19 protein-coding genes are annotated in these 23052 nt (G+C 72.0%); 9 read left to right on the top strand and 10 right to left on the bottom strand.

What is annotated here, in order from left to right:
- Positions 1–133: 133 nt before the first annotated feature.
- Positions 134–922: a chaplin gene (locus ACIQAK_RS16020; protein ID WP_366389737.1), complete on the top strand. Its 789-nt coding sequence runs from the start codon at positions 134–136 to the stop codon at positions 920–922.
- A gap of 70 nt (positions 923–992) precedes the next feature.
- Here the strand turns inward: ACIQAK_RS16020 and ACIQAK_RS16015 are convergent, their stop codons facing one another.
- A complete protein-coding gene (locus ACIQAK_RS16015; protein WP_003970138.1) occupies positions 993–1181 on the bottom strand; it encodes a DUF5703 family protein in 189 nt (62 codons plus the stop codon).
- Positions 1182–1228: 47 nt separating this feature from the next.
- Here ACIQAK_RS16015 and ACIQAK_RS16010 point away from each other — a divergent pair, with 47 nt between their 5' ends.
- Entirely contained in the window at positions 1229–1891 is a 663-nt protein-coding gene (locus ACIQAK_RS16010; protein WP_366389738.1) for a hypothetical protein, read from the top strand.
- Positions 1892–1950: 59 nt separating this feature from the next.
- On the opposite strand, the gene ACIQAK_RS16005 is transcribed toward ACIQAK_RS16010, so the two are convergent.
- A complete protein-coding gene (locus ACIQAK_RS16005) occupies positions 1951–4290 on the bottom strand; it encodes a helix-hairpin-helix domain-containing protein (RefSeq protein WP_366389739.1) in 2340 nt (779 codons plus the stop codon).
- Complete coding sequence (locus ACIQAK_RS16000; RefSeq protein WP_366389740.1) at positions 4287–5270, bottom strand: aldo/keto reductase; 984 nt, start codon at positions 5268–5270, stop codon at positions 4287–4289. Before ACIQAK_RS16000 ends, ACIQAK_RS16005 begins: the two co-directional genes overlap by 4 nt.
- A gap of 138 nt (positions 5271–5408) precedes the next feature.
- Here ACIQAK_RS16000 and ACIQAK_RS15995 point away from each other — a divergent pair, with 138 nt between their 5' ends.
- Both ACIQAK_RS15995 and ACIQAK_RS15990 read left to right on the top strand, forming a co-directional pair.
- Positions 5409–6458: an LLM class F420-dependent oxidoreductase gene (locus ACIQAK_RS15995; RefSeq protein WP_366389741.1), complete on the top strand. Its 1050-nt coding sequence runs from the start codon at positions 5409–5411 to the stop codon at positions 6456–6458.
- Between the two features lie 233 nt (positions 6459–6691).
- Positions 6692–7480: a ferritin-like domain-containing protein gene (locus tag ACIQAK_RS15990; RefSeq protein WP_366389742.1), complete on the top strand. Its 789-nt coding sequence runs from the start codon at positions 6692–6694 to the stop codon at positions 7478–7480.
- 43 nt (positions 7481–7523) lie between these two features.
- Here ACIQAK_RS15990 and corA read toward each other — a convergent pair whose 3' ends face one another.
- Positions 7524–8510, bottom strand: a complete 987-nt coding sequence (gene corA / locus ACIQAK_RS15985; protein WP_366389743.1) for a magnesium/cobalt transporter CorA — start codon at positions 8508–8510, stop codon at positions 7524–7526.
- 124 nt (positions 8511–8634) lie between these two features.
- Between corA and ACIQAK_RS15980 the strand changes: the two genes are divergently transcribed.
- The 5 genes from ACIQAK_RS15980 to ACIQAK_RS15960 all read left to right on the top strand — a co-directional run bounded on the left by ACIQAK_RS15980 (position 8635) and on the right by ACIQAK_RS15960 (position 15352).
- On the top strand, positions 8635–9357 hold the full coding sequence (locus ACIQAK_RS15980) for a histidine phosphatase family protein (RefSeq protein WP_366389744.1): 723 nt from the start codon (positions 8635–8637) through the stop codon (positions 9355–9357).
- A 72-nt stretch (positions 9358–9429) separates the two neighbouring features.
- Positions 9430–10020 (top strand): DUF3090 domain-containing protein, encoded by a 591-nt coding sequence (locus tag ACIQAK_RS15975; RefSeq protein WP_366389745.1) that lies wholly within the window; start codon positions 9430–9432, stop codon positions 10018–10020.
- The gene (locus ACIQAK_RS15970; protein ID WP_366389746.1) at positions 9984–10832 is read left to right on the top strand and encodes an SCO1664 family protein; all 849 of its coding nucleotides are present in this window, start codon (positions 9984–9986) and stop codon (positions 10830–10832) included. The genes ACIQAK_RS15975 and ACIQAK_RS15970 overlap by 37 nt, the downstream gene beginning before the upstream one ends.
- 128 nt (positions 10833–10960) lie before the next feature.
- Positions 10961–12190: a cysteine--1-D-myo-inosityl 2-amino-2-deoxy-alpha-D-glucopyranoside ligase gene (gene mshC / locus ACIQAK_RS15965; protein ID WP_366389747.1), complete on the top strand. Its 1230-nt coding sequence runs from the start codon at positions 10961–10963 to the stop codon at positions 12188–12190.
- 114 nt (positions 12191–12304) lie between these two features.
- Positions 12305–15352, top strand: a complete 3048-nt coding sequence (locus ACIQAK_RS15960; protein ID WP_366389748.1) for an NPCBM/NEW2 domain-containing protein — start codon at positions 12305–12307, stop codon at positions 15350–15352.
- Positions 15353–15425: 73 nt separating this feature from the next.
- On the opposite strand, the gene ACIQAK_RS15955 is transcribed toward ACIQAK_RS15960, so the two are convergent.
- The 6 genes from ACIQAK_RS15955 to ACIQAK_RS15930 form a co-directional block, all read right to left on the bottom strand.
- Positions 15426–16469, bottom strand: a complete 1044-nt coding sequence (locus tag ACIQAK_RS15955; RefSeq protein ID WP_366389749.1) for a PAC2 family protein — start codon at positions 16467–16469, stop codon at positions 15426–15428.
- A 146-nt stretch (positions 16470–16615) separates the two neighbouring features.
- Positions 16616–17674, bottom strand: a complete 1059-nt coding sequence (locus tag ACIQAK_RS15950; protein WP_366389750.1) for an LLM class flavin-dependent oxidoreductase — start codon at positions 17672–17674, stop codon at positions 16616–16618.
- Between the two features lie 141 nt (positions 17675–17815).
- Positions 17816–19426 (bottom strand): glycerol-3-phosphate dehydrogenase/oxidase, encoded by a 1611-nt coding sequence (locus tag ACIQAK_RS15945; RefSeq protein WP_366389751.1) that lies wholly within the window; start codon positions 19424–19426, stop codon positions 17816–17818.
- A gap of 15 nt (positions 19427–19441) precedes the next feature.
- On the bottom strand, positions 19442–20986 hold the full coding sequence (gene glpK / locus ACIQAK_RS15940; RefSeq protein WP_366389752.1) for a glycerol kinase GlpK: 1545 nt from the start codon (positions 20984–20986) through the stop codon (positions 19442–19444).
- Positions 20987–21044: 58 nt separating this feature from the next.
- Positions 21045–21836 carry an MIP/aquaporin family protein gene (locus ACIQAK_RS15935; RefSeq protein WP_366389753.1) on the bottom strand — a complete coding sequence of 264 codons (792 nt, stop codon included), beginning with the start codon at positions 21834–21836 and terminating at the stop codon, positions 21045–21047.
- Between the two features lie 421 nt (positions 21837–22257).
- Entirely contained in the window at positions 22258–23022 is a 765-nt protein-coding gene (locus ACIQAK_RS15930) for an IclR family transcriptional regulator (protein WP_043186377.1), read from the bottom strand.
- Positions 23023–23052 lie beyond the last annotated feature (30 nt).

Raw genomic sequence — 23052 nt, 5'->3', positions numbered from 1 at the left:
GCGTCAACCCATAAGGGTTTGAGCTCGGTCGGTCCCGGAGTGCGTGCCATGCACTCCGGGACCGTTCGGCATTCGGCTCCCGCACGGTCATGTCCGGGGGTTTTTCGGAAGGCAGAAGGCAGGAAACGAACCTATGCGACAGGTCACTCGTAAAGGCCTGATCACCATGGCGGCGGCGGGCGGGGTCCTCGCTCTCAGTGGCGGCTACGCCCACGCCGACGCCGGTGCGGCCGCTACGGCCACGGGCTCGCCGGGCGTGCTGTCCGGCAACTCGGTCTCGGTCCCGATCGACATCCCGGTCAACGTCTGCGGCAACTCGGTCACCGTCGGCGGCCTCATCAACCCGACGTTCGGCAACGACTGCGAGAACGACTCGGCGGAATCGAGCCGGGACTCCGGGCCGCAGAACCGTATCGCCGACGGCTCCGCCGACGGGGCGCGGAGCGGCAACGGGGCGCAGGCCGGAAGCACCAGCGCGACGGACCAGCACGGCGAGCCCGGCACGGGCCGTCACCGGGCCGGTGGCGCGGGTGCGGAAGGGGTCGCGCAGGGCTCGCCCGGCATCCTCTCCGGCAACTCCGTCCAGGTGCCGATCGACATCCCCGTGAACGTCTGCGGCAACAGCGTCTCCGTGATCGGGCTGCTGAACCCGACCTTCGGCAACAGCTGCTCCAACGACGCCGAGCCGCCGCCTCCGCCGCCGGAGGAGCCGGAGAAGCCCCCGGTCACGCCGGAGGAGCCGGTCGACCCACCGGTCGACCAGCCGCCCGAGCCGAACGTGCCCGAGCCCCACCTCGAGCCGGAGGAGCAGCTCGCCCAGACCGGCGCGGGCTCCCTGGAGACGCTCATCCCGGCGAGCGCCGGACTGCTGCTGGCCGGAATGGGATCGGTGCTCTACCGCCGCTCCCGCAGCGCCGCCTGATCCGGGCGCTCCCACCGGGCACAGCAGGACGAACACGGACGGGCCCCGCATCCGCGGGGCCCGTTCCCTGTCACCAGGTGGCTCGTAGCTGACGGATGATCCGTCTGCGCAGCCGCACTCTGCGGCTGCCGTCGCGGCGCAGCGTCAGGCGGTCCAGTTCCCAGTGTCCGTACTCGGCGTGGTCGGTCAGGAGTCGGGCCGCTTCCTTGCGGGAGACCCCGCGCGGCACGTACACGTCGACAAATTCGTATTCCGGCATCGCATCTATTGTGCGGGCAGAGCCCCGGTACGGATAGCGTCTGCACTATGTCTGATGCTGCGCAGCCCACCGCTGCCGAGGTACGTGCCGCCGCCGAGGCGGTCAAAGCCGCGATCGACCGTCACCTCGACGCGGTCGAACGCCGTACCGGGGACGACGATCCCGCCGTCTACGAAGCGTTCAACGCACTGGCCGCCGCTGCCGAGGTCTACGACGAGCTCCTCTACGACCGCTACGACGAGGTCACCCCCTTCGAGATCCCCGGCGCGGACGACTCCCTGCCGCCCTACGCCGGCCCCGCCGAGCCCAGCGCGCTCAGCGTGCTGATCCGGCGCGACTACGCGGTCGCGGAGCCCCCGCGCCTGCTCGCCCAGGCCCAGCGCCTCGCCGACATCGACGCGGGCCCCGGCCAGGACGGTGCCACCACCCCGGTGGTCGGCACCAGCGTCCACGCGGCGCTCGGCATGCTCTTCGGCGAGTACGAACCGGACGAGATCGCCTCCCGCCACAAGGAGTTCGGCCTGGAGGAGGGCGACTCCACCCTCTGGGTCTCCGCCGCGGAGGCGCTCCCCGAGCCGGGGGAGTGGCTCGGCGCCCCGTTCGAGGACGCCGACCCCGAGCTGGTGGTGTGCCGCTTCGACGTCAGCGCCGTCTTCGACGAGGAGGAGCAGGACGAGGAGCTCGACGAGCCGGCGGCCGACCGCGCGTGACATGACAGGGCCCCCGGCGCACTGCGCCGGGGGCCCTGTCATGTGTCCTACCGCGTCACTCAGGAAGCCGCGTCGGGCGTCGGGATGGCCTCCAGCAGCGGGCGCAGCCGGGTCGTCCGCTCCCGGGCCGGGACCTGCGCCACCGCGTGCGGGAGCGCCTGGTCCACCCCGTGCACCACGGACAGGTGCCGCTCACCCCGGCCGAACGCCGTGTAGACCCACGGCCGGCTCAGCCCCGCCGCCGCGTCGCCCGGCAGCACCACCACGGCGGCGGGCCAGCGCATCCCGGCCGCCTGGTGGGCACTGAGCGCCCAGCCGTGCCGCACCGCCGACTCCACCCGCTCCTGCGGTACGACGACGGGGACGCCCCCGCAGTCCAGGTGCAGCCCCGCCGCGTCGGCCGAGCGCACCACTCCGGGCACCGCCCGGCCGGGCGCGGGGACATGGATCACACGGTCCCCGGGGTCGAACCCGCCGAACCGGCCGGGCCCCGGGTTGAGCCGCTGCTTCAGGGCCTCGTTGAGCATCCGGGTCCCGACCGCTCCGCCGTGGCCCACGGTGATGACCTGGGTGTCGGCGGCGGGGATGGAGAAGGCCCGGGGCACCGAGTCCGCGACCAGCTGCACCGTGCGGTGGACCGCCTCGCCCGCGTCGCGGACCGGGACGATCACGACCTCCTTGCCGGGGGCCTCGACCTGGCTCAGCTCGCCGATGCCGATCCCGGAGACCAGCTCGCCGATCGGCCCGGGGTCCGGCGTACGGGAGACGACCTGCGGGCACGCCCGCGCGGCCAGCACATCGCCGAAGACCCGCCCGGCGCCCGCCGAGCCCAGCACACCCGGGTCACCGCTCAGCACCAGCCGGACGCCGTCCGCCAACGCCTCGACCAGGACGGCCGCGCCCTCCACGTCCAGCTGGGGGGCGTCCAGCACCACCAGCAGGTCGAGCGCGAGCGCCCCGTCCTCGTCCCGGCCGGGACCTTCGGTGCCGGAGAGCAGCCCGGCCAGGGTGACCGCCGCCTCCGGGGCTCCGACCGCGTCGGCCAGCCGGCGGCGGCCGTTCTCGCTGTGGGTGGCGCCCAGGGCCCGCAGGCCCAGGTCACGCGCCGCCGCGATCAGGGCGGCGGGCTCGGCCCGGGCGGCTTCGCCACCGCTGTGGGCGACCAACCCGGCGGTGGCCGCCGTACGGATCAGCTCGGCGGCCGACGGGGAGGGCGCGGCGGCTGCCGCCTCCGCCCAGTCGGCGCCCTTCTCGCACGCGTTCATGAGACGGGCCAGGCCGTCGGCGAGGCTCTCCTCGGCCAGCGCGTAGCGGTCCAGGCCCAGCAGCACCTGGACCGGCTCCGGGGCCTCGCCGGTGCTGCCCCCGTCCTCGGCGTCGTCAGCCTCCGCCGGCGCCTCGTCCTCCTCGTAGGCGTCCGACTCCATGGGGTCCGTGCCCTCCTGGAAGACCAGGGCGACACCCTCCTCCACGGCGTTGCGCACGGCCTCCTCCGGGTCGCTCACCGCCCGCTCGGCGAGCGCCGCCCGGACGGCCTCGGCGTCCAGCGCCGTGTGGCCCTGGAGGGCTGCGCGCTCCAGCAGCCAGCTGACCAGCGCCGATGTGCGGCGCCCGTCGTCCGGGCCGCACGCGGCTCCCAGCAGGGCCCGGGCGAAGCCGTCCGTCTGCTCCGGCCGGACGCCCGGGACCGCCAGCAGCTGCCAGGGGTCGGCGCGCAGCAGCTCGGCGGCCTGTTCGCCCAGTGTCACGGTGGCCGGGCGGGCCAGGGTCTCGGGGGCCCCGCCCTCGACGAGGACTCCCCGCACCGCGTCCACGGCCTCGGGCGAGGCGGCCCGGTCGATGGGAGCGGCGGCGGCGGGAGCGGGGCGCGGCGGTCCGGCGGGGGCCGGGGCGGCGCGCCGGGGCGCGGGGGCGCCGGAGGGCGAGTCGAAGAACTCCGTACCCGCCTTCTCGCCGCTCTCCACGGCCCGTACGGCCGCGAGCAGGTCGGCTGCGGTGCCGCTCAGCTTCGCACCGGCGGTGACGGGGCCGTCCTTCTCCGCCTTGCGCTTGGCGATGCGCTCGCGCAGTTCACGCTGGGCGGCCAGCTCGGCCTGCGCCTCCGAGAGCGCGGCGGTGGCGGCCGCGTCACCCTCTTCGCCGGCGGTCGAGCCATCCGCGGCGGTGTCCGCGCCGGAACCGGCCGCCGCGGGTCCGGCGGCCTCCGAGGCCTGCGCGGGCTCGGCGGCCTGCGCGGGCTCGGCGGGCTCCTCGGCCTGCGCGAACTCGGCGGGCTCCTCGGCCTCCTCGGGCGCTTCGGCGTGCGTGGCGCCTTCGGCGTCGGTGGCCGCCGGGGGCTCGGCGCCCTCCGGTGTGTCCGTGCCGGCGGTGCCGGGGGTCTCCCCGGGAAGCGCAGTCACAGCGTGCTCCAGTCCTGGTCGGGATAGCGGTGCACGGGCGCCGACACATCGTCGAGCGCCTGGCAGATCTCGTAGGGAAGACTAAGCGCCTCCACTGACAATGCCTCCGCGAGCTGTCCGGCGTTGCGTGCACCGACGATCGGGGCGGCCACTCCCGGCCGGTCCCGCACCCACGCCAGCGCCACCTGGAGAGGGCTCGTCGCCAGTCCGTCCGCGGCCGTCGCCACCGCGTCGGTGATCCGGGCGGCCGCGTCGTCCAGATACGGCTCGACGAACGGGGCGAGCCGTTCGGAGGCACCCCGGGAGTCGGCCGGGGTGCCCTGGCGGTACTTGCCCGTCAGCACCCCACGGCCCAGCGGCGAGGACGGCAGCAGCCCGATCCCGAGGTCCAGCGCGGCCGGCAGCACCTCCCGCTCGATGCCCCGCTGGAGCAGCGAGTACTCCATCTGCGTACTGGCCAGACGGGTGCGCACCCCGGGCGCGGCGAGCTGCCAGGTGGCGGCCTTGGCCAGCTGCCAGCCGCAGAAGTTCGACACGCCCGCGTAGCGGACCCGGCCGGAGGAGACGGCCAGGTCCACCGCCTGGAGTGTCTCCTCCAGCGGGGTCGCCGGGTCGAAGGCGTGCACCTGCCAGAGGTCCACGTAGTCCGTACCCAGCCGCTCCAAGGAGGCGTCCAGGGCGGCCAGCAGGTGCCCGCGCGAGCCGTTGAAGCGGCGATAGGGGTCCGGGACGTTTCCGGCCTTCGTGGCGATGACCAGATCCTGGCGCGGCACCAGGCTGTCCACGAGCCGCCCCAGCAGGTGTTCGGCCTCCCCGCCCCCGTACACATCGGCGGTGTCCACCAGAGTGCCGCCCGCGTCCCAGAAGGCCTTCAGCTGGTCGGCGGCGTCGTGCTCGTCCGTGTCCCGGCCCCAGGTGAGGGTGCCGAGCCCGATCCGGGACACGCGTAGGCCGGTGCGGCCGAGATGCCTCTGCTCCATGGGCGCTGAGATTACTGGCCACGGCCCCACGGGGTGCAGGCCTGTGGACAACGTGAGGTCGCGCGGGCCTGCCGGATCGCCGCCACCCGCGCTAGAGTCCCCGGGAAGGGACGTTACTGATCAGTAAAGGGAGCGGCTATGCGGCTCGGCATCAATCTCGGTTACTGGGGCGCGGGCATGGACGGCGACAACCTCGCCGTCGCCCAGGAGGCCGACCGGCTCGGCTACGACGTCTGCTGGGCGGCCGAGGCCTACGGCTCGGACGCACCGACCGTGCTGACCTGGGTCGCGGCCCAGACCGAATCCATCGACGTCGGCTCCGCGATCATGCAGATCCCGGCCCGTCAGCCCGCCATGACCGCGATGACCGCCGCCACCCTCGACTCGCTCTCCGGCGGCCGCTTCCGGCTCGGCCTCGGCGTCTCGGGCCCGCAGGTCTCCGAGGGCTGGTACGGCGTCAAGTTCGACAAGCCGCTGGCCCGCACCCGCGAGTACGTCGAGATCGTCCGCAAGGCGATGACCCGCGAGCGCCTCTCCTACGAGGGACAGCACTGGACGCTCCCGCTGCCCGGCGGCCCCGGCAAGCCGATCAAGCTCACCGTCCACCCGGAGCGCGAGCACATCCCGCTCTACATCGCCGCGATCGGCCCGAAGAACCTGGAGCAGACCGGTGAGATCGCCGACGGCGCCCTGCTGATCTTCCCCTCCGCCGAGCACCTGGAGGAGACCGCGATCACCTATCTGCGCGCGGGCCGGGAGAAGGCGGGGAAGACCATGGAGGGCTTCGACGTCTCCCCGACGCTGCCGCTCGCCGTCGGCGACGACGTCAAGGGCCTCGCCGACATGTTCCGCCCCTACACCGCGCTGTACGTCGGCGGGATGGGCAGCCGGAAGCAGAACTTCTACAACCAGCTCGCCCAGCGCATGGGGTACGAGAAGGAGGCCGCCGAGATCCAGGACAAGTACCTGGACGGCGACAAGGCCGGGGCCGCCGCCGCCGTACCGCACCAGCTGATCGACCAGACCACCCTGCTCGGCCCGATCGAGCGGATCGCCGAGCGGATGCAGGCGTACGCCGCCGCCGGGGTCACCACGCTCAACCTCGCCCCCGCCGGCTTCACCCTGGAGGAGCGGCTCACCGCCCTGCGCGCCGGCACGGACGCCCTGGAGCGCTCCGGCCTCGCCTGAGCTTCCGGGAGCTTCGGGGCAGCACTACGGCCGTGGTGGGGGCTCGGGGGTCTTCCCCGCCACGGCCGTCACCGGGAACAACGCGCCGCACGCCCCGGGGTTACGCCGGACCGCCCCCGGTGCCGCCTCCACTGCTCCGGTTGCCGACTGCCCCCCGGCGCACTTGACTGCTGCTCTGCGCACTACTGCTCCGCGGGGCCCACTCCGCGGGGACCGGTACGGAGGTGGCCGTCATGCTTTCAGCCCGCAGTCTGTTCCAGGAGATCCTGGACGACGACGAGGCCTACCGGCTCTTCTGCTCCATCGCCGCCAGCGGAGAGTCCCAGGGCGGCTGGGAGAACGCCCGCATCGCCGCGCTGGTCCCCGAGAGCCGCCGTTCCCTCGCCCCGCGGATCGTCCGGCACGGCGCCGACGAGGACAAGCACGGCCGGATCTTCAACGCCCTCCTGAAGAGGCGCGGGCTGCGCCCGGTGGACGTACCGCCGGAGACCGACTACACGATGCTCCTGGAGCAGCAGGGCATCGGCCTCGCCCATTCCCGGCTGCGCGGCGAGGAACGGCTCACCGAGCGCGACGTCATCACCTATCTGGCGCACAGCAGGATCACCGAGCAGCGCGCCTCCGAGCAGATGCGGCTGCTGCGGCGGTATTTCACCGATCACCGCGACATCGGCCGTGCGGTGCGGATGATCTCCGACGACGAGGACAACCACCTCGCGTACTGCCACGAGGAGCTGCTGGGCCTCGCCCGCGAGGGGCACGGCCGGGACATCCAGCGGATCATGCGGGAGTGCGCCCTGGCGGAGATCCGGGTCTACCGCGACGTCAGCCTCGCGGTGATGGACCACATGGGGCGGCTGCTGGGCTGGTCGCGCCCCAAGGCCGTGGCGCTGGCCGCCGGGATCCACGCGGTGTACGCCTACGAGCGCCTCGGCGGCTGGCGGCGCATGGTGCGCCTGGAGATGCCCGAGCGGCGCGACGCGCTGGGCGGCCGGGCCGTGCCGGAACCCGAGTACGCGTGACCCGCCACGCGTGCGCGTACCTCTTCATGCGCACGCGTGATCCTCAGAGCCACCCGCGCCGCTTGAACTGGCGGTGCAGGCCGAACACCGCCAAAGCCATGAACAGGACGACGGCCGGGTACGTCCACGGCCAGTGCAGCTCCGGCATGTGGTCGAAGTTCATGCCGTAGATGCCCGCCACCATCGTGGGGACGGCGGCCATGGCCGCCCATGCGGAGATCTTGCGCATGTCGTCGTTCTGCCGCACGCCCATCTGCGCGAGGTGGGCCGAGAGGATGTCCGACAGCAGCCGGTCCAGCCCTTCCACCTGTTCGTTGACCCGCGTCAGGTGATCGGCGACATCGCGGAAGAACGGCTGCGCCTCCTGGTGGACGAACGGCACCCCGGCCCCCGCCAGCCGGGTCATCGGCGCGGTGAGCGGACCGGTGGCCCGGCGGAACTCCAGCACCTGGCGCTTGAACGTGTAGATGCTCGCGGCCGTGTTCGAGGAGTCGCCGCTCGCGCTCGGGGCGAAGACCTCGGTCTCCAGCTCCTCCAGGTCCACCTGGAGCTCCGCGGCCACGTCGATGTAGTGGTCCACCACCGCGTCGCTGATCGCGTACAGCACCGAGGTGGGCCCGTGCGCCAGTATCTGCGGGTCCGCCTCCAGACGGCCGCGCACATCCGCCAGCGGGGCGCTGTCGCCGTGCCGGACCGTCACCACGAACGAGTCCCCGATGAAGATCATCAGCTCGTCGGTGCTCACGGTGTCGCTGTTCGACTCGTAGACGACCGGCTTCACCACCGCGAACAACGAGTCGTCGTACACCTCCAGCTTGGGGCGCTGGTGGGCGCGCAGCGCGTCCTCGACGGCGAGCGGGTGCAGCCCGAACTCGTGGCGCACCAGGTCGAACTCCTCCTCGGTCGGCTCGTGCAGACCGATCCAGAGGAAGGCGTCGTCGGACTTCCGCGCCTCGTCGAGGGCGTCGGAGAAGTCGTCGGGCCCATCGGTCCGGCGTCCGTCCTGGTAGATGGCACAGTCCACGATCATTTCGGCATCCTTGGGAGGTTAAGGACCACAACGTACAAGGTGGGTGGGGGTCAGGTCACCGCCCCCTACTGCCCCGGGAGGCCCGTCCTCGCACCTGGCGCGGGGTGACATCTAGGCTGCCGGTATGCCCACGCTGATCCTCGTACGCCACGGACGCTCCACCGCCAACACCGCCGGAGTGCTCGCGGGCCGCACCCCCGGGGTCCTCCTCGACGAGCGCGGCACCGCACAGGCCGCCGCCCTGCCCGCACGGCTGGCCGCCCTCACCCTCGCCGCCGCCGTCAGCAGCCCCCTGGAGCGCTGCCGCCAGACGCTCCAGCCGCTGCTCGACGCCCGCCCCGGGCTGCCCGTGCACACCGAGGAACGCATCAGCGAGTGCGACTACGGCGACTGGTCGGGCCGCAAGCTCGCCGAGCTCTCCGAGGAACCGCTGATGTCCGTCGTCCAGCAGCACCCCTCCGCCGCGGCCTTCCCCGGCGGCGAGTCGATGCGCGCCATGCAGGCCCGCGCGGTCGACGCCGTACGCGAGTGGAACGACCGCGTCGATGCGGAGCACGGCGAGGACGCGACGTACGTGATGTGCTCGCACGGAGACATCATCAAGTCCCTGGTCGCCGACGCGCTCGGTATGCACCTGGACCTCTTCCAGCGCATCCACGTGGACCCCTGCTCGGTCACCGCGATCCGCTACACGCGGCTGCGCCCCTTCCTCCTGCGGGTCGGCGACACCGGCGATCTCACCCCGCTGGCACCGCGGGAACAGCCCGTCGGAGCGGACGCCGTGCCGGCCGGTACGGGTGACGGCACGTCCGATGCGGCGGTCGGGGGCGGCGGGGGCGCGCCGTGATCTCCGTGGGCAGTAGGGTGGACGCGCCGTAGCGCCGCTATCCACCCCATCGATTCTCAAGGGAGACAGGACGTGTCCCGTCAGGTGTTCCTCTACGACCCACCGGACCGATTCGTGGCCGGTACGGTCGGGTTGCCTGGCCGCCGTACGTTTTTCCTCCAGGCCTCCTCCAAGGGCCGGGTCACCAGCGTCGCCCTGGAGAAGTCCCAGGTGGCCGCCCTGGCCGAGCGGATCGACGAACTGCTCGACGAGGTGGTCCGGCGCACCGGGGGCAACTCGCCGGTGCCCGCCGTGGCTCCCACCGACGTCACCGACACCGCCCCCCTCGACGTCCCCGTCGAGGAGGAGTTCCGGGTCGGCACCATGGCGCTGGCCTGGGACGGCGACGAACAGCGCATGATCGTCGAGGCGCAGGCCCTCGTCGAGCTCGACGCGGACTCCGAGGACGACCTCGCGGAGGCCGAGGAGAAGCTCCTCCAGGACGAGGAGAACGGCCCGCCGATGCTCCGCGTCCGGCTCAGCGGCGCCCAGGCCCGCGCGTTCGCCAAGCGTGCCCTGGACGTCGTCAACGCCGGTCGTCCGCCGTGCCCGTTGTGCAGCCTGCCGCTCGATCCGGAAGGACACGTATGCCCGCGCCAGAACGGATACCGTCGCGGAGCCTGACGGACACCGAGCTGCTCACCCTGCTCACCGAGGGCACGCTCACCGTGCTCGGGCAGGTCGGCGGGGCCTCCAACGCGGTGCTGCACTGCACCGTCGCGTACGAGGGCGAGGAGCGCACCTGCGCCTACAAGCCGGTCGCGGGGGAGCAGCCGCTGTGGGACTTCCCCGACGGGACGCTCGCGCAGCGGGAGGTGGCCGCGTACGAGATCTCCCGGGCGACCGGGTGGGACCTCGTGCCGCCGACCGTGCTGCGGGAGGGACCCTACGGGGAGGGCATGTGCCAGCTCTGGATCGACGGGCCCGGCCCCACCGGCTCCGCCGACGGCGAACCGGAGCTGCTGGCACTCGTCGAGGGCGACGAGCCGGGCGAGGGCTGGAAGGCCGTGGGCTTCGCGGACGTCGGTGAGGGGCGGACCGCACTGCTGGTGCACGCCGACGACCCCCGGCTGCGGCGGCTCGCGGTGCTGGACGCGGTGATCAACAACGGTGACCGCAAGGGCGGCCATCTGCTGCCGGCCCCCGGCGGCCTGCTGTACGGCATCGACCACGGGGTCACCTTCAACGCGGACGACAAGCTGCGCACCCTCCTGTGGGGCTGGGCCGGCGAGCCGCTCACCGAGGAGGCGCTGCGGGTACTCGGACTGCTCGCCGCGGAGCTGGCGGCGGGGGAGCCCCTGGCCACCCGGATGGCGCAACTCATCACCGCGGCCGAACTGGCCGCGCTGCGGGAGCGGGTGGCGGGGCTGCTCGACAGTCGCGTGCATCCGAAGCCGAGCGGACAGTGGCCGCCGATCCCCTGGCCGCCCGTCTAGGGTCTCCCGGCGGGCGCGGCGACCCCCGGGCCGTACAGCCTTTCGAAGGTTTACCGCAAGAGTGCCTCTTCGGACAGGATTCCGGATCCGGTTCGTATCCGGAAGCATCGTCCGGTTACGCTCATGACATGCATGCCTGGCCCGCTTCTGAGGTCCCCGCCCTGCCTGGCAAGGGCCGCGACCTTCGGATCCACGACACCGCGACCGGCGGACGGATCACCCTTGACCCCGGTCCCGTCGCCCGCATCTACGTCTGCGGCATCACGCCGTACGACGCGACCCACATCGGTCATGCGGCGACCTACAACGCGTTCGACCTCGTTCAGCGCGTGTGGCTCGACACCAAGCGGCAGGTCCACTACGTCCAGAACGTGACCGACGTGGACGATCCGCTCCTGGAGCGGGCCGTGCGCGACGGTCAGGACTGGACCGAGCTCGCGGAGCGCGAGACGGCCCTCTTCCGCGAGGACATGACGGCCCTGCGGATGCTGCCCCCGCAGCACTACATCGGAGCGGTCGAGGCCATACCGGGCATCGTGCCCCTCGTCGAGCGGCTGCGGGAGGCGGGAGCCGCCTACGACCTCGAAGGCGACGTGTACTTCTCCGTCGACGCCGACCCGCACTTCGGTGAGGTCTCCGGACTCGACGCGGCCGCGATGCGCCTGCTCTCCGCCGAGCGCGGCGGCGACCCGGAGCGCCCCGGCAAGAAGAACCCCCTCGACCCGATGCTCTGGATGGCCGCCCGTCCGGGCGAGCCGAGCTGGGACGGGGCCTCCCTGGGCGAGGGCCGCCCGGGCTGGCACATCGAGTGCGTCGCCATCGCGCTCGACCACCTCGGAATGGGCTTCGACGTCCAGGGCGGCGGCTCCGACCTGGTCTTCCCGCACCACGAGATGGGCGCCTCGCACGCCCAGGCGCTGACCGGCGAGCACCCGTTCGCCAGGGCGTACGTCCACGCCGGCATGGTCGGTCTGGACGGCGAGAAGATGTCCAAGTCCAAGGGCAACCTCGTCTTCGTCTCCGCGCTGCGCCGCGAAGGCGTGGACCCGGCGGCCATCCGCCTCGCGCTGCTCTCCCGCCACTACCGCGCCGACTGGGAGTGGACCGACCAGGTCCTCGCCGACGCCGTCGAGCGCCTCGCCCGCTGGCGGGCCGCCGTCTCGCGCCCCGACGGGCGGCCGGCCGACGCCCTGGTCGAGGAGGTCCGCGAGGCCCTCTCCGACGACCTGGACACGCCTGCGGCGCTCGCCGCCGTGGACCGCTGGGCCGAGCTCCAGAGCGCCGACGGCGGTACGGACGGGGGCGCGCCCGGCCTCGTCTCCCGTACCGTCGACGCCCTGCTGGGGGTCGCGCTCTAAGGGTCCCACCGCCCATCTCCGACGTACCCGGACCGGTCCCGGACTTCTCTACGAAGTTCGGGGCCGTTCCTTTTGTCCGTAGTCACTTGCTCGAAGTTGCGCTAAAAGCTTCCTATGCAATCAACAACGCGCATCAGAGCGGCAGCCGTTGCTGTGGCACTCGGGCTGTTCGCCGCCCTGGCCGGGCCCGGCGACGCCCGCGCCGACGCGGCCCCGCCGGAGCCCACCACGGTCGGCGACGTGACCGGGTTCCGGGCCGAGGGGCCCGTGTACCGGCTGAGCGCCGGTCCGGCGGAGGCCCGGGTCAGCTTCGTCTCCGAGGAGACCTTCCGCATCGAAGTCGCCCCCGACGGCACATTCACCGACCCCACGGGTGATGACATCGTCCTGCCGCAGGGCAAGGCGCCCCGCACCCGCTGGAAGGACCGCGGCGACCGCTACGAGCTGTCGACCGACGAGGTCACCCTGCGGGCCTACAAGAAGCCGCTGCGCTTCGCGCTGCACCGGGCCGACGGCAGCCGCGTCTGGTCGGAGGCGAAGGGGCTGAGCTGGACCGGCGACACCACCGTCCAGACGCTGGCCCGGGGGGCCGGTGAGCAGTTCTACGGGGCCGGGATGCAGAACGGCCGCGGCAACACCTCCCACCGCGACAGGACCGTCCAGGTCGCCGTCGACTACAACTGGAACGACGGCGGCCACCCCAACTCCGTCCCCTTCTACCTCTCGTCGGCCGGCTACGGCGTCTTCCGCAACACCTACGCACCGGGCACCTACGCGTTCACCGACCCGGTGACGACCAGTGCGAAGGAAAGGCGTTTCGACGCCTACTACTTCACCGGGGGCGGGACAAAGGACGTCATCGGGCAGTACACCGACCTCACCGGCAAACCCTTCCTGCCGCCCGTCTACGGCATGGAGGTGGGTGACGCCGACTGCTACCTCCACAACGCCAACCGGGGCGAGCGGCGCACCCTGGACGCGCTGAAGGTCGCCGACGGGTACGTCGAGCACGACATGCCGAACGGATGGATGCTCGTCAACGACGGCTACGGCTGCGGCTACGAGGACCTGGAGGAGACCGCCCAGGGCCTGAAGGACCGCAAGATGGAGCTCGGCCTGTGGACCGAGGACGGCATCGAGAACCTCGCCGCCCAGGTGAAGGCCGGTCAGCGGGTCGCCAAGCTGGACGTCGCCTGGGTCGGTGAGGGCTACAAGTTCGCCCTGGACGGCTGCAAGGACGCCTACAAGGGCATCGAGGACAACAGCGACGCCCGCGGCTTCACCTGGGCCCCCGAGAGCTGGGCGGGCGCGCAGCGCTGCGGAGTGCAGTGGTCCGGCGACCAGTCCGGGACCTGGGAGTACATCCGCTGGCAGATCCCCACCTACGCGGGCGCCACCATGTCCGGACTCGCCTACACCACCGGTGACATCGACGGGATCTTCGGCGGCAGCGCCAAGACGTACACGCGTGACCTCCAGTGGAAGATGTTCCTCGGTACGACGATGACCATGGACGGCTGGGCCCCCATGGACAAGCAGCCCTTCCGCCACGGGGAGCCGTACACCTCCGTCAACCGTGACTACCTGAAGCTCAAGGAGTCGCTGCTGCCCTACCAGTACTCCTACGCGCACGAGGCCACCAAGAGCGGTGTCGGCATGGTCCGCCCGCTGGTCCTCGAATACCCGGACGACCCGAAGGCGTCGACGGAGGCCGCGAAGTACGAGTTCCTCTCCGGCGAGCACTTCCTCGTGGCGCCCGTCCACCAGGACACCACCGAGCGCCGGGACATCTACCTCCCCAAGGGGACCTGGATCGACTACTGGAGCGGCCGCACCTACCAGGGCCCCGCCACCATCGACTCCTACAGCGCCCCGCTCGACACCCTGCCGCTCCTCGTGAAGGCGGGCGCGGCCATCCCGATGTGGCCCGGCATCCGCTCGTACCGCGACCGCACCGCCTCCTCCCCGCTGGCCTGGGACATCTACCCGCAGGGCACCACCTCCTTCACCCTGTACGAGGACGACGGCGTCACCCGGCGGCACCGGGACGGCAAGTACGCCACCCAGCGCGCCGACGTCCGCGCCCCGGTACGCGGCGCGGGCGACGTCTCCGTCACCATCGGGGAGAGCCGGGGGACCTTCACCGGCAAACAGAGCAAGCGCCCTTACGAGTTCACCGTGCACACCGGCTCCGAGCCCCGTTCGGTGCGCCTGGACCGCACCCTGCCCGAGCTGACCTCCGAGGCCGCGTACCAGACCGCGCGGCAGGGCTGGTGGTACGACCGGGACGACCGCGGCGGTGTGGTCCACGTGAAGACCGCACCCCTGCGCACGGACAAGAAGTTCACCGTGAAGCTGAGCGGCACCAGCGCGGTCGGCGGCAAGAAGGCCTCCGCGGCAGCCGTGCTCACCGCCCCCGCGGGGCAGGAGGCCGGCGCGGGAACGCCCGGCCGGGTCCAGGTCGACCTCACCGCGGGCAGCGCCGACCTCACCGACGCCACGGTCACCCTCCAGGTCCCCGCGGGGTGGAAGGCCGCCCCGGCGAAGGTCCCGGGCCGCATACCGGCCGGCTCCACCCGTCGGGTCGCCGTGGAGGTCACCCCCGCCAAGGACGCGGAGGTACGGGAGACGCGGCTCACCGCCCTCGCCCACTACCGGGCCGCCGGGGAGACCCGCGGCAGCGAACAGCGCCTCGCCGTCTCCGTACTGCCACCACCGCCCACCGGCCAGGCCTGGGCGAGCGACCTGGTCTGGCTCTCCGAGTCCAACGGCTACGGGCCCGCCGAACGCGACCGCTCCAACGGGGAGTCGGGAGCGGGCGACGGGCGGACGCTGACGCTCGCGGGCACCCCGTACGAGAAGGGCATCGGCACCCACGCCGAGTCCGGCATCGCGATCCACCTCGGCGGCCGCTGCACCGCGTTCACCGCCGACGTGGGGATCGACGACGAGATCAACGGCTATGGAGAGGCCGCGTTCTCAGTAGAGGGCGACGGCAAGGTGCTGTGGACCTCGCCGAAGCTGACCGGGGCCTCGGCGACCGTACCGGTGGACGTGAAGCTCGACGGCGTACGGCAGGTGCGCCTGAAGGTCACCGACACCAACGGGTCCAGGACCGGGGACCACGGGGACTGGGCGGCGGCGAAGTTCCACTGCGCCTGAGCCCCCGCACATGAAGGAGGGGGTGCTGTACGGGACGACCGCCCGTACAGCACCCCCTCCCGCGCGCTGCTTCTCACTCCTCGTCGGGGCTCTCCCCGGACGCCTCGTCAGGCCCCTTGTCCCCTGGCTTCTTCCCGGGACCCGGACCTTGGCCCTGACCCGGCCCGGCCTCAGGCCGTGGCGGCTTCGGCGGGCGGGTCCGACCGCTCGACGGGTCCCGCAGGTACGTCGCGTCCCCGCTCTCCGTCGCATGGCCGCCGGGTCCCTGCCCGGGGCCGCCGTCCCGGCGCCGCAGATACCGCTCGAACTCCCGGGCGATGGCCTCGCCGGACGCCTCCGGCAGCTCCGCGGTGTCCCGCGCCTCCTCCAGCGTCTGGACGTACTCCGCGACCTCGCTGTCCTCCGCCGCCAGCTGGTCCACCCCGAGCTGCCAGGCCCGCGCGTCCTCGGGCAGCTCGCCCAGCGGGATGCGCAGCCCGATCAGGTCCTCCAGCCGGTTGAGCAGGGCCAGCGTCGCCTTCGGGTTCGGCGGCTGCGACACGTAGTGCGGCACCGCCGCCCACAGGCTCACCGCCGGCACCCCGGCATGCGTGCACGCTTCCTGGAGGATGCCGACGATCCCCGTCGGACCCTCGTACCGGGTCTCCTCCAGGTCCATCGTCCGCGCCAGATCCGCGTCGGAGGTGACCCCGCTCACCGGCACCGGCCGGGTGTGCGGGGTGTCGCCGAGCAACGCGCCCAGGATGACGACCATTTCGACGCCCAGCTCATGGGCGAAGCCGAGGATCTCGTTGCAGAACGAGCGCCAGCGCATCGACGGTTCGATCCCGCGCACCAGGACCAGGTCCCGGGGCTTCTCCCCGCCGACGCGCACCACCGAGAGGCGGGTCGTCGGCCAGGTGACCTTGCGCACCCCGTTCTCCAGCCACACCGTGGGCCGGTTGACCTGGAAGTCGTAGTAGTCCTCGGCGTCCAGCGCCGCGAACACCTCACCCTTCCACTCCCGGTCCAGATGGCCGACCGCTGTCGAGGCGGCGTCACCGGCGTCGTTCCAGCCTTCGAACGCGGCCACCATGACCGGGTCGATCAGCTCGGGCACCGACTCGAGCTCGATCACCCGGGCCTCCTTCCGATGTCTCCATACGTACGGAGCAACCTTACGGCGTCGGGACCCTTGGACCGCAGCCCGTTTGCCCGGCCGGGTGAACCTTGCCGGCAGGTGTGGATCATCGGCCGGAACAGTGGATCGGCCCCTTCCCGCGACTACTCCCACAGCGACGAGGGCGCCTGGCGGCGCACCACCGGGGCGATCTCCTCCGCGAACCGCTGGAGCGTCTCCAGCTGCTCCGGCCGGCCCAGCCCGAAGCCGTCCACGGTGATCGACTGGAGGTCGTGGCGGTAGACCGTGTGCCACCCGAGGATCTTGTCGATGATCTGCTGCGGGGAGCCGATCAGCTGGGGCCCGCCCTCGATCGCGTCCTCGATGGTCCGGAACGGGGTGTTGTACCCGGCCTTGCCCGCCAGGTGCGGCTTGAACGTCTGCCGCACCCGCGCCTCGTACAGCTCCTTGTACCGCGCGACGGCCGCCTGCGAGCTGTCCGCGATGAGCAGTCCACCGGAGCCCGCCGCCACCCGTGCGTCCGCCGGATCGTGCCCGTACGCCTCGAACCGCTCCCGGTAGTGCGCGATGAGCTTCGCGTACGCCTCCCGCGGCTGGATGGCGTTGGCGGTGAAGAGCGGGTCACCGTGTTTCGCCGCCAGCTCGGGGGAGTTGAGGCTGGTCGCCGAACCGTGCCAGATGCGCGGGAGCCCGTCGTACGGACGTGGCACCGTCGTCACGTTCTTCAGCGGCGGACGGAACTCGCCCTCCCAGTCGACGCCCTCCTCGGTCCACAGCCGGCGCAGCAGCTCGTACTTCTCCTTCTGGAGGTCCCACTGCCGCTCCTCGTCGAGCCCGAAGAGGTCGAAGTGGCCGGCCTCGGCGCCCTTCCCGACGACCAGCTCGATCCGGCCCCGGGATATCTGGTCGAGCGTTGCGAAGTCCTCCGCCACCCGGACCGGATCGAGGATGGCGACGACGGTCACCCCGGTGAGCAGCCGGATCGTGGTGGTACGGGCCGCGATCGCGCCGAGCACCACGCTCGGGCTGGAGGAGAGGAACGCCCCGGCGTGCCGCTCGCCCACCGAGCAGGAGTCGAAGCCGAGCTCCTCCGCCACGGACGCGGTGGCGATCACTTCCTCGAACCGGTCGGCGGGGGAGGGGAGTTCACCGGTCAGAGGGTGCGGGTCATGGCCGATCAGGGAAAGCACCGAGAATCTCATGACCTCCACCTTCCTCGCGGCACGTTGCGCGCGTATGGCGGGAGTGTGGCGCGTGCCGGGGACGCGCGGGTACGCGGACGGGGGCGGCTCCCGTGTCGGAAGCCGCCCCCGTCCGGCTGCCCGTGGGGGGATCGGTGTGGATCAGTCCCGGTCGGCCAGCAGCTTCTCGACGCCGTCGCGGACGTCGTCCGTCGCCAGGCCCCGGATCGTCAGCGTGGTCCGGCGGCGCAGCACGTCATCGGCCGTCTCGGCCCACTCGTGGTCCCGGGCGTAGGCGACCTGCGCCCAGATCTCCGGAGCGTCCGGGTGGACGCGCTCGGCCAGCTCCGGGCTCTCGTTGGCCAGCCGCGCGATGTCGAAGGCGAGCGAGCCGTAGTGCGTGGCCAGGTGCCGGGCGGTGTCCGGCGCCATCCGGGGGCCAGGGGTGCCGCCGTCGATCAGCAGCCGGTGCGCGACCGCGTTCGGGTTGGCGATCCCGGGCAGCGGCAGCTTCTTCGGCAGCCGGTTCATCGGCTCCATGTCCTCGGCCAGCGGGTGCCCGGGCAGGGCGGCCAGCTTGTTCATCACGGTGCGGCCGATGTGGCGGAACGTCGTCCACTTGCCGCCCGCCACCGACAGCATCCCGCCGCGGCCCTCGGTGACGACCGTCTCGCGCTTGGCCTTGGAGGTGTCGCCCGGACCGCCGGGCAGTACCCGCAGACCCGCGAAGGAGTAGGTGATCAGGTCACGCGAGAGCTGCTGGTCCTTGATCGAGAACGCCGCCTCGTCGAGGATCTGCGCGGTGTCCGCCTCGGTCACCGAGACGTCCGCCGGGTCGCCCTCGTACTCCTCGTCCGTCGTGCCGAGGAGCAGCATGTCCTCCCACGGCAGCGCGAAGGTGATCCGGTACTTGTCGATCGGGGTGGCCAGCGCCGCCCGCCACGGCCGGGTCCGCTTGAGGACCAGGTGGGCGCCCTTGGACAGGCGGATGGAGGGGGCCGCGTTCGGGTCCTCCATCGTGCGCAGGTGGTCGACCCAGGGGCCGGTCGCGTTCAGCACGAGCCGGGCGGAGACGCCGAACTCCGTACCGTCGACGCTGTCCTTCAGCTCGGCGCCCGTGACCCGGCCCCGGGTGAAGCGGAGCCCGGTGACGGCCGCGTGGTTGAGGACGACCGCGCCCGCGTCCACGGCCGCGCGGACCGTCATCAGCGCCATGCGGGCGTCGTTCATCTGGTCGTCGCCGTAGACCGCGACGGCCTTCAGGTTGTCGGTGCGCAGTTCGGGGACGTCCCGCTGCGCCTTGGCGGGGGATATGACATGGCCGACACCGTCGCCGAACGCGGAGAGCGCGGAGTAGGCGAAGACACCCGCGCCGAGCTTCGCCGCGCCGTGCGGGCCGCCCTTGTAGACGGGCAGGTAGAAGGTGAGCGGGTTGGCCAGGTGCGGGGCCACCTCGCGGGAGACCGCGCGGCGCTCGAAGTGGTTCTCCGCGACCAGCTTGACCGCGCCGGTCTGCAGGTAGCGCAGACCGCCGTGGAGCAGCTTGGAGGAGGCGGAGGAGGTGGCGCCGGCGAAGTCACCGGCGTCCACCAGAGCCACCCGCAGCCCGGACTGCGCGGCATGCCAGGCGGTGGAGATGCCCAGGATGCCGCCGCCGATGACCAGGAGGTCGTAGGTCGCCCGGGACAGCTGCTCCCGGGTCTCGGCGCGGCTCGGCAGGGAGCCGGAGGCCGGGTGCGTTCCGAGGGCGGGAACGCTCTGCAGGGTGGTCATTTCGAATGCTCCTTGTCAGCTTTCTTCGTCCTCGACCCAGCCCATGGTCCGTTCGACGGCCTTGAGCCAGCTCTTGTACTCGCGGGCACGGGTGTCCGCGTCCATGCGGGGGGTCCACTCGGCGGCCCGGCGCCAGTTGGCGCGCAGCGCGTCGGTGTCCGGCCAGAAGCCGACGGCGAGGCCGGCGGCGTAGGCCGCGCCGAGGCAGGTGGTCTCGGCGACCATGGGGCGCACCACCGGCGCGTCCAGGAAGTCGGCGAGCGTCTGCATCAGCAGGTTGTTGGACGTCATGCCGCCGTCGACCTTGAGCGCGGTCAGCTCGACGCCGGAGTCCTTCGTCATGGCGTCGCTGATCTCGCGGGTCTGCCAGGCGGTGGCCTCCAGGACGGCACGGGCGATGTGCGCCTTGGTGACGTAACGGGTGAGGCCGGTGATCACCCCACGGGCGTCGGGACGCCAGTAGGGGGCGAAGAGGCCGGAGAAGGCGGGCACGAAGTAGGCGCCGCCGTTGTCCTCGACCGAGGAGGCCAGCGTCTCGATCTCGGCCGCGGACTTGATCAGGCCCATCTGGTCGCGCATCCACTGCACCAGCGAACCGGTGACCGCGATGGAGCCCTCCAGGGCGTACACCGCGGGCTCGTCGCCGATCCGGTAGCCGACGGTGGTGAGCAGCCCGTTGTACGAGTTCACCGGGGTCTCACCGGTGTTCATCAGCATGAAGGTGCCGGTGCCGTACGTGGACTTGGCCTCGCCCTCGGCGAAACAGGTCTGGCCGAACAGGGCCGCCTGCTGGTCACCGAGCGCGGAGGCCACGGGCACACCGTCGAGGATGCCGCCCTTGGCGTGGCCGTACACCTCGGCGGAGGAGCGGATCTCGGGCAGGACCGCGGCCGGGATGCCGATGGAGGACAGGATCTTCTCGTCCCACTCCATCCGGTGCAGGTTCATCAGAAGGGTGCGCGAGGCGTTGGTGACGTCGGTGACGTGCACACCGCCGTCGGTGCCGCCGGTCAGGTTCCAGATGACCCAGGAGTCCATGGTGCCGAAGAGGATGTCGCCGGCCTCGGCGCGCTCCCGCAGCCCCTCGACGTTGTCGAGCAGCCAGCGGACCTTGGGTCCGGCGAAGTACGAGGCGAGCGGCAGCCCGGTCTCGCGGCGGAAGCGGTCCTGGCCCACGTTGCGGCCGAGCTCCTTGCAGAGCGCGTCGGTACGGGTGTCCTGCCAGACCAGCGCGTTGTGCACCGGCTCACCGGTGTTCTTGTCCCACAGCAGGGTGGTCTCGCGCTGGTTGGTGATGCCGATCGCCTTGACGTCGGCGGAGGTGATGCCGGCCTTGACGATGGCCCCGGCGACGACCTCCTGCACGTTCTCCCAGATCTCGGTCGCGTCGTGCTCGACCCAACCCGGCTTGGGGAAGATCTGCTCGTGCTCCTTCTGGTCGACCGAGACGATCCGGCCGTCCTTGTCGAAGACGATGCAGCGGCTGGAGGTGGTGCCCTGGTCGATGGCCGCGATGAACGGGCCGGTGCCGTGGGTACCGGTGGTGTGTGCGTCGGTCACGGTGTGCTCCCGGAAGTCTGTGAAGTGTCAGGGGTTACGGCGCTGATACCCGCGTGGGCTAGGCGAAGGCGAGGTTGTAGAGCCCACCGGCGAGGGCGCCGCCGATGAGCGGACCCACGATGGGTACCCACGCGTAGCCCCAGTCCGAACCACCCTTGTTCGGCAGCGGCAGCGCCGCGTGCACGATGCGCGGACCGAGGTCACGGGCCGGGTTGATCGCGTAACCGGTGGGCCCGCCGAGTGAGAGGCCGATGCCGACGACGACCAGTGCGGTGACCAGGGCGCCGAGCGTGCCGAGACCGTTGCCCTCGTTGTTGAGCCCCTGGGTCAGGATCGCCAGGACCAGCACGACGGTGGCGATGACCTCCGTGACGACGTTCTGCACGGCGTTACGGATCTCGGGGCCGGTGGAGAAGATCCCGAGGACCGGGCCCGCCTTGGGGGCGGAGGTCTGGTCGACCATCGCCTCGTCGGCCGGCTGCGCCTCGATGATCTCCGGGTCGGTGAGGTGGGCGTGGAACTGCCCGTAGTACACCGCGTAGACCAGTACGGCGCCGATCATCGCGCCGAGCAGCTGGGACCCGAGGTAGAGGGGTACGTCGCCCCACGCGGTGCCGCCCTGAATGGCGAGGCCGAGGGTGACCGCGGGGTTGAGGTGGGCACCCGAGACGCCACCGGCCAGATAGGCACCGGTCAGCACGGCGAAGCCCCACCCGAAGGTGATGGCCGGCCAGCCCGCGTTCTGGGCCTTCGAGCGCTTCAGCGTGACGGCGGCACAGACACCGCCGCCGAGCAGGATGAGTACGGCGGTACCTATGGTCTCGCCGATGAAAATGTCGGAGCTGGACACCCGCGACTCCTTTGTCCTTCGTCCAGGGGAGAGCGGAACACCGGGTCCCTCCGGTGGTCCGCGCCCCAGATGGGTAGCCACGAAGCGTGGGAAGCCCATCTGTAACGGCTTGGCCGGCCCTTGGCACTGTCATACCTTAACGCGTATTGCCGTTAGGTGTTCGACAATGCCGACCGTTGAACGGCAGTGTTTCCCCGAGTGAAAGAAGCGTCAAGGGTTCTGTGGCGCAGAACTCGGTGCGCGACGCGATCGTTACCCCACGATGCGCCCGTACGCGCGCGGGCGCACCCGGGCGCTCAGATGTGTACGCGAGCGGGACCCGCGCCAGGCGCCGGCGGGGGCGGTCGCCCTGCCCTCCGGGGTGTCCGGCCCTCCGGGGTGCCCGGCCCTCCCAGTGCCCGGCCCTCCGGGTGCCCGGTCCTCAGAAGCGCCCGGCGCCCAGGTCCCGGGAGACCGCCCGGGCGCAGTCCCGTACGGCGGCGATCAGCTCGGGGCGCAGCACGCCGCCCGGCGCCACCCGCTCCACCGCACCCGTCACGGCCACCGCGCCCACCGGCATCCTGCGCCGGTCGTGCACCGGGGCGGAGACGGCGGCCACCCCTTCCCAGGTCTCCTCGGCGTCGGCGGCCCACCCCTGGGCGCGGATCAGGTCGAGCATCGCCTCGAATTCGTCGGCGGCCGTGACCGTGCGCGCGGTGAAGGAGCGCCGCTCCGCCTCCATGACCTCGCTGTGTGCCACCGGGTCGTACGCGGACAGCACCTTGCCGAGAGCCGTGGAGTGCAGTGGCTGCATCGCCCCGACCTCCAGCACCTGGCGGCTGTCGTCGGGCCGGAAGACGTGGTGGACGATGAGGACGCCGTGCTGGTGCAGCACGCCGAGGTGGACGCTCTCGCCGCTGGAGCGGGCCAGGTCGTCCGTCCATACCAGGGCGCGGGCCCGCAGCTCGTGAACGTCCAGATAGCTGTTACCCAGCCGCAGCAGCTCGGCGCCGAGCTGATAGCGCCCCGAAGCGGCGTCCTGCTCGACGAACCCCTCCAGCTGGAGGGTGCGGAGGATTCCGTGGGCGGTGCCCTTGGCCAGCCCCAGGGAGGAGGCGATGTCGGACAGCCCGAGCCGCCGCTCGCCGCCCGCCAGCAGACGCAGCATCGCGGCCGCCCGCTCCAGCGACTGGATGTTCTTGGCCATCGCGCCGTACTCCTCCACCTCGGTTCGACA

It is taken from the genome of Streptomyces sp. NPDC088706 (assembly GCF_044752765.1).
Classification (GTDB): domain Bacteria; phylum Actinomycetota; class Actinomycetes; order Streptomycetales; family Streptomycetaceae; genus Streptomyces.
The sequence above is the reverse complement of the archived record's forward strand: the minus strand, read 5'-3'. Positions and strand labels throughout refer to the sequence as shown.

What these genes read in the sequence shown, in the direction of transcription:
- ACIQAK_RS15980 (WP_366389744.1), top strand. Translation starts at nt 8,635, where the DNA reads ATGCCCACGCTGATCCTCGTACGCCACGGACGCTCCACCGCCAACACC.
- mshC (WP_366389747.1), top strand. Translation starts at nt 10,961, where the DNA reads ATGCATGCCTGGCCCGCTTCTGAGGTCCCCGCCCTGCCTGGCAAGGGC.
- ACIQAK_RS15930 (WP_043186377.1), bottom strand. Translation starts at nt 23,022, where the DNA reads ATGGCCAAGAACATCCAGTCGCTGGAGCGGGCGGCCGCGATGCTGCGT.
- ACIQAK_RS15945 (WP_366389751.1), bottom strand. Translation starts at nt 19,426, where the DNA reads ATGACCACCCTGCAGAGCGTTCCCGCCCTCGGAACGCACCCGGCCTCC.
- ACIQAK_RS16015 (WP_003970138.1), bottom strand. Translation starts at nt 1,181, where the DNA reads ATGCCGGAATACGAATTTGTCGACGTGTACGTGCCGCGCGGGGTCTCC.
- ACIQAK_RS15970 (WP_366389746.1), top strand. Translation starts at nt 9,984, where the DNA reads ATGCCCGCGCCAGAACGGATACCGTCGCGGAGCCTGACGGACACCGAG.
- ACIQAK_RS16000 (WP_366389740.1), bottom strand. Translation starts at nt 5,270, where the DNA reads ATGGAGCAGAGGCATCTCGGCCGCACCGGCCTACGCGTGTCCCGGATC.
- ACIQAK_RS15950 (WP_366389750.1), bottom strand. Translation starts at nt 17,674, where the DNA reads ATGAGATTCTCGGTGCTTTCCCTGATCGGCCATGACCCGCACCCTCTG.
- ACIQAK_RS16020 (WP_366389737.1), top strand. Translation starts at nt 134, where the DNA reads ATGCGACAGGTCACTCGTAAAGGCCTGATCACCATGGCGGCGGCGGGC.
- ACIQAK_RS16010 (WP_366389738.1), top strand. Translation starts at nt 1,229, where the DNA reads ATGTCTGATGCTGCGCAGCCCACCGCTGCCGAGGTACGTGCCGCCGCC.
- corA (WP_366389743.1), bottom strand. Translation starts at nt 8,510, where the DNA reads ATGATCGTGGACTGTGCCATCTACCAGGACGGACGCCGGACCGATGGG.
- ACIQAK_RS15990 (WP_366389742.1), top strand. Translation starts at nt 6,692, where the DNA reads ATGCTTTCAGCCCGCAGTCTGTTCCAGGAGATCCTGGACGACGACGAG.
- ACIQAK_RS15995 (WP_366389741.1), top strand. Translation starts at nt 5,409, where the DNA reads ATGCGGCTCGGCATCAATCTCGGTTACTGGGGCGCGGGCATGGACGGC.
- ACIQAK_RS15960 (WP_366389748.1), top strand. Translation starts at nt 12,305, where the DNA reads ATGCAATCAACAACGCGCATCAGAGCGGCAGCCGTTGCTGTGGCACTC.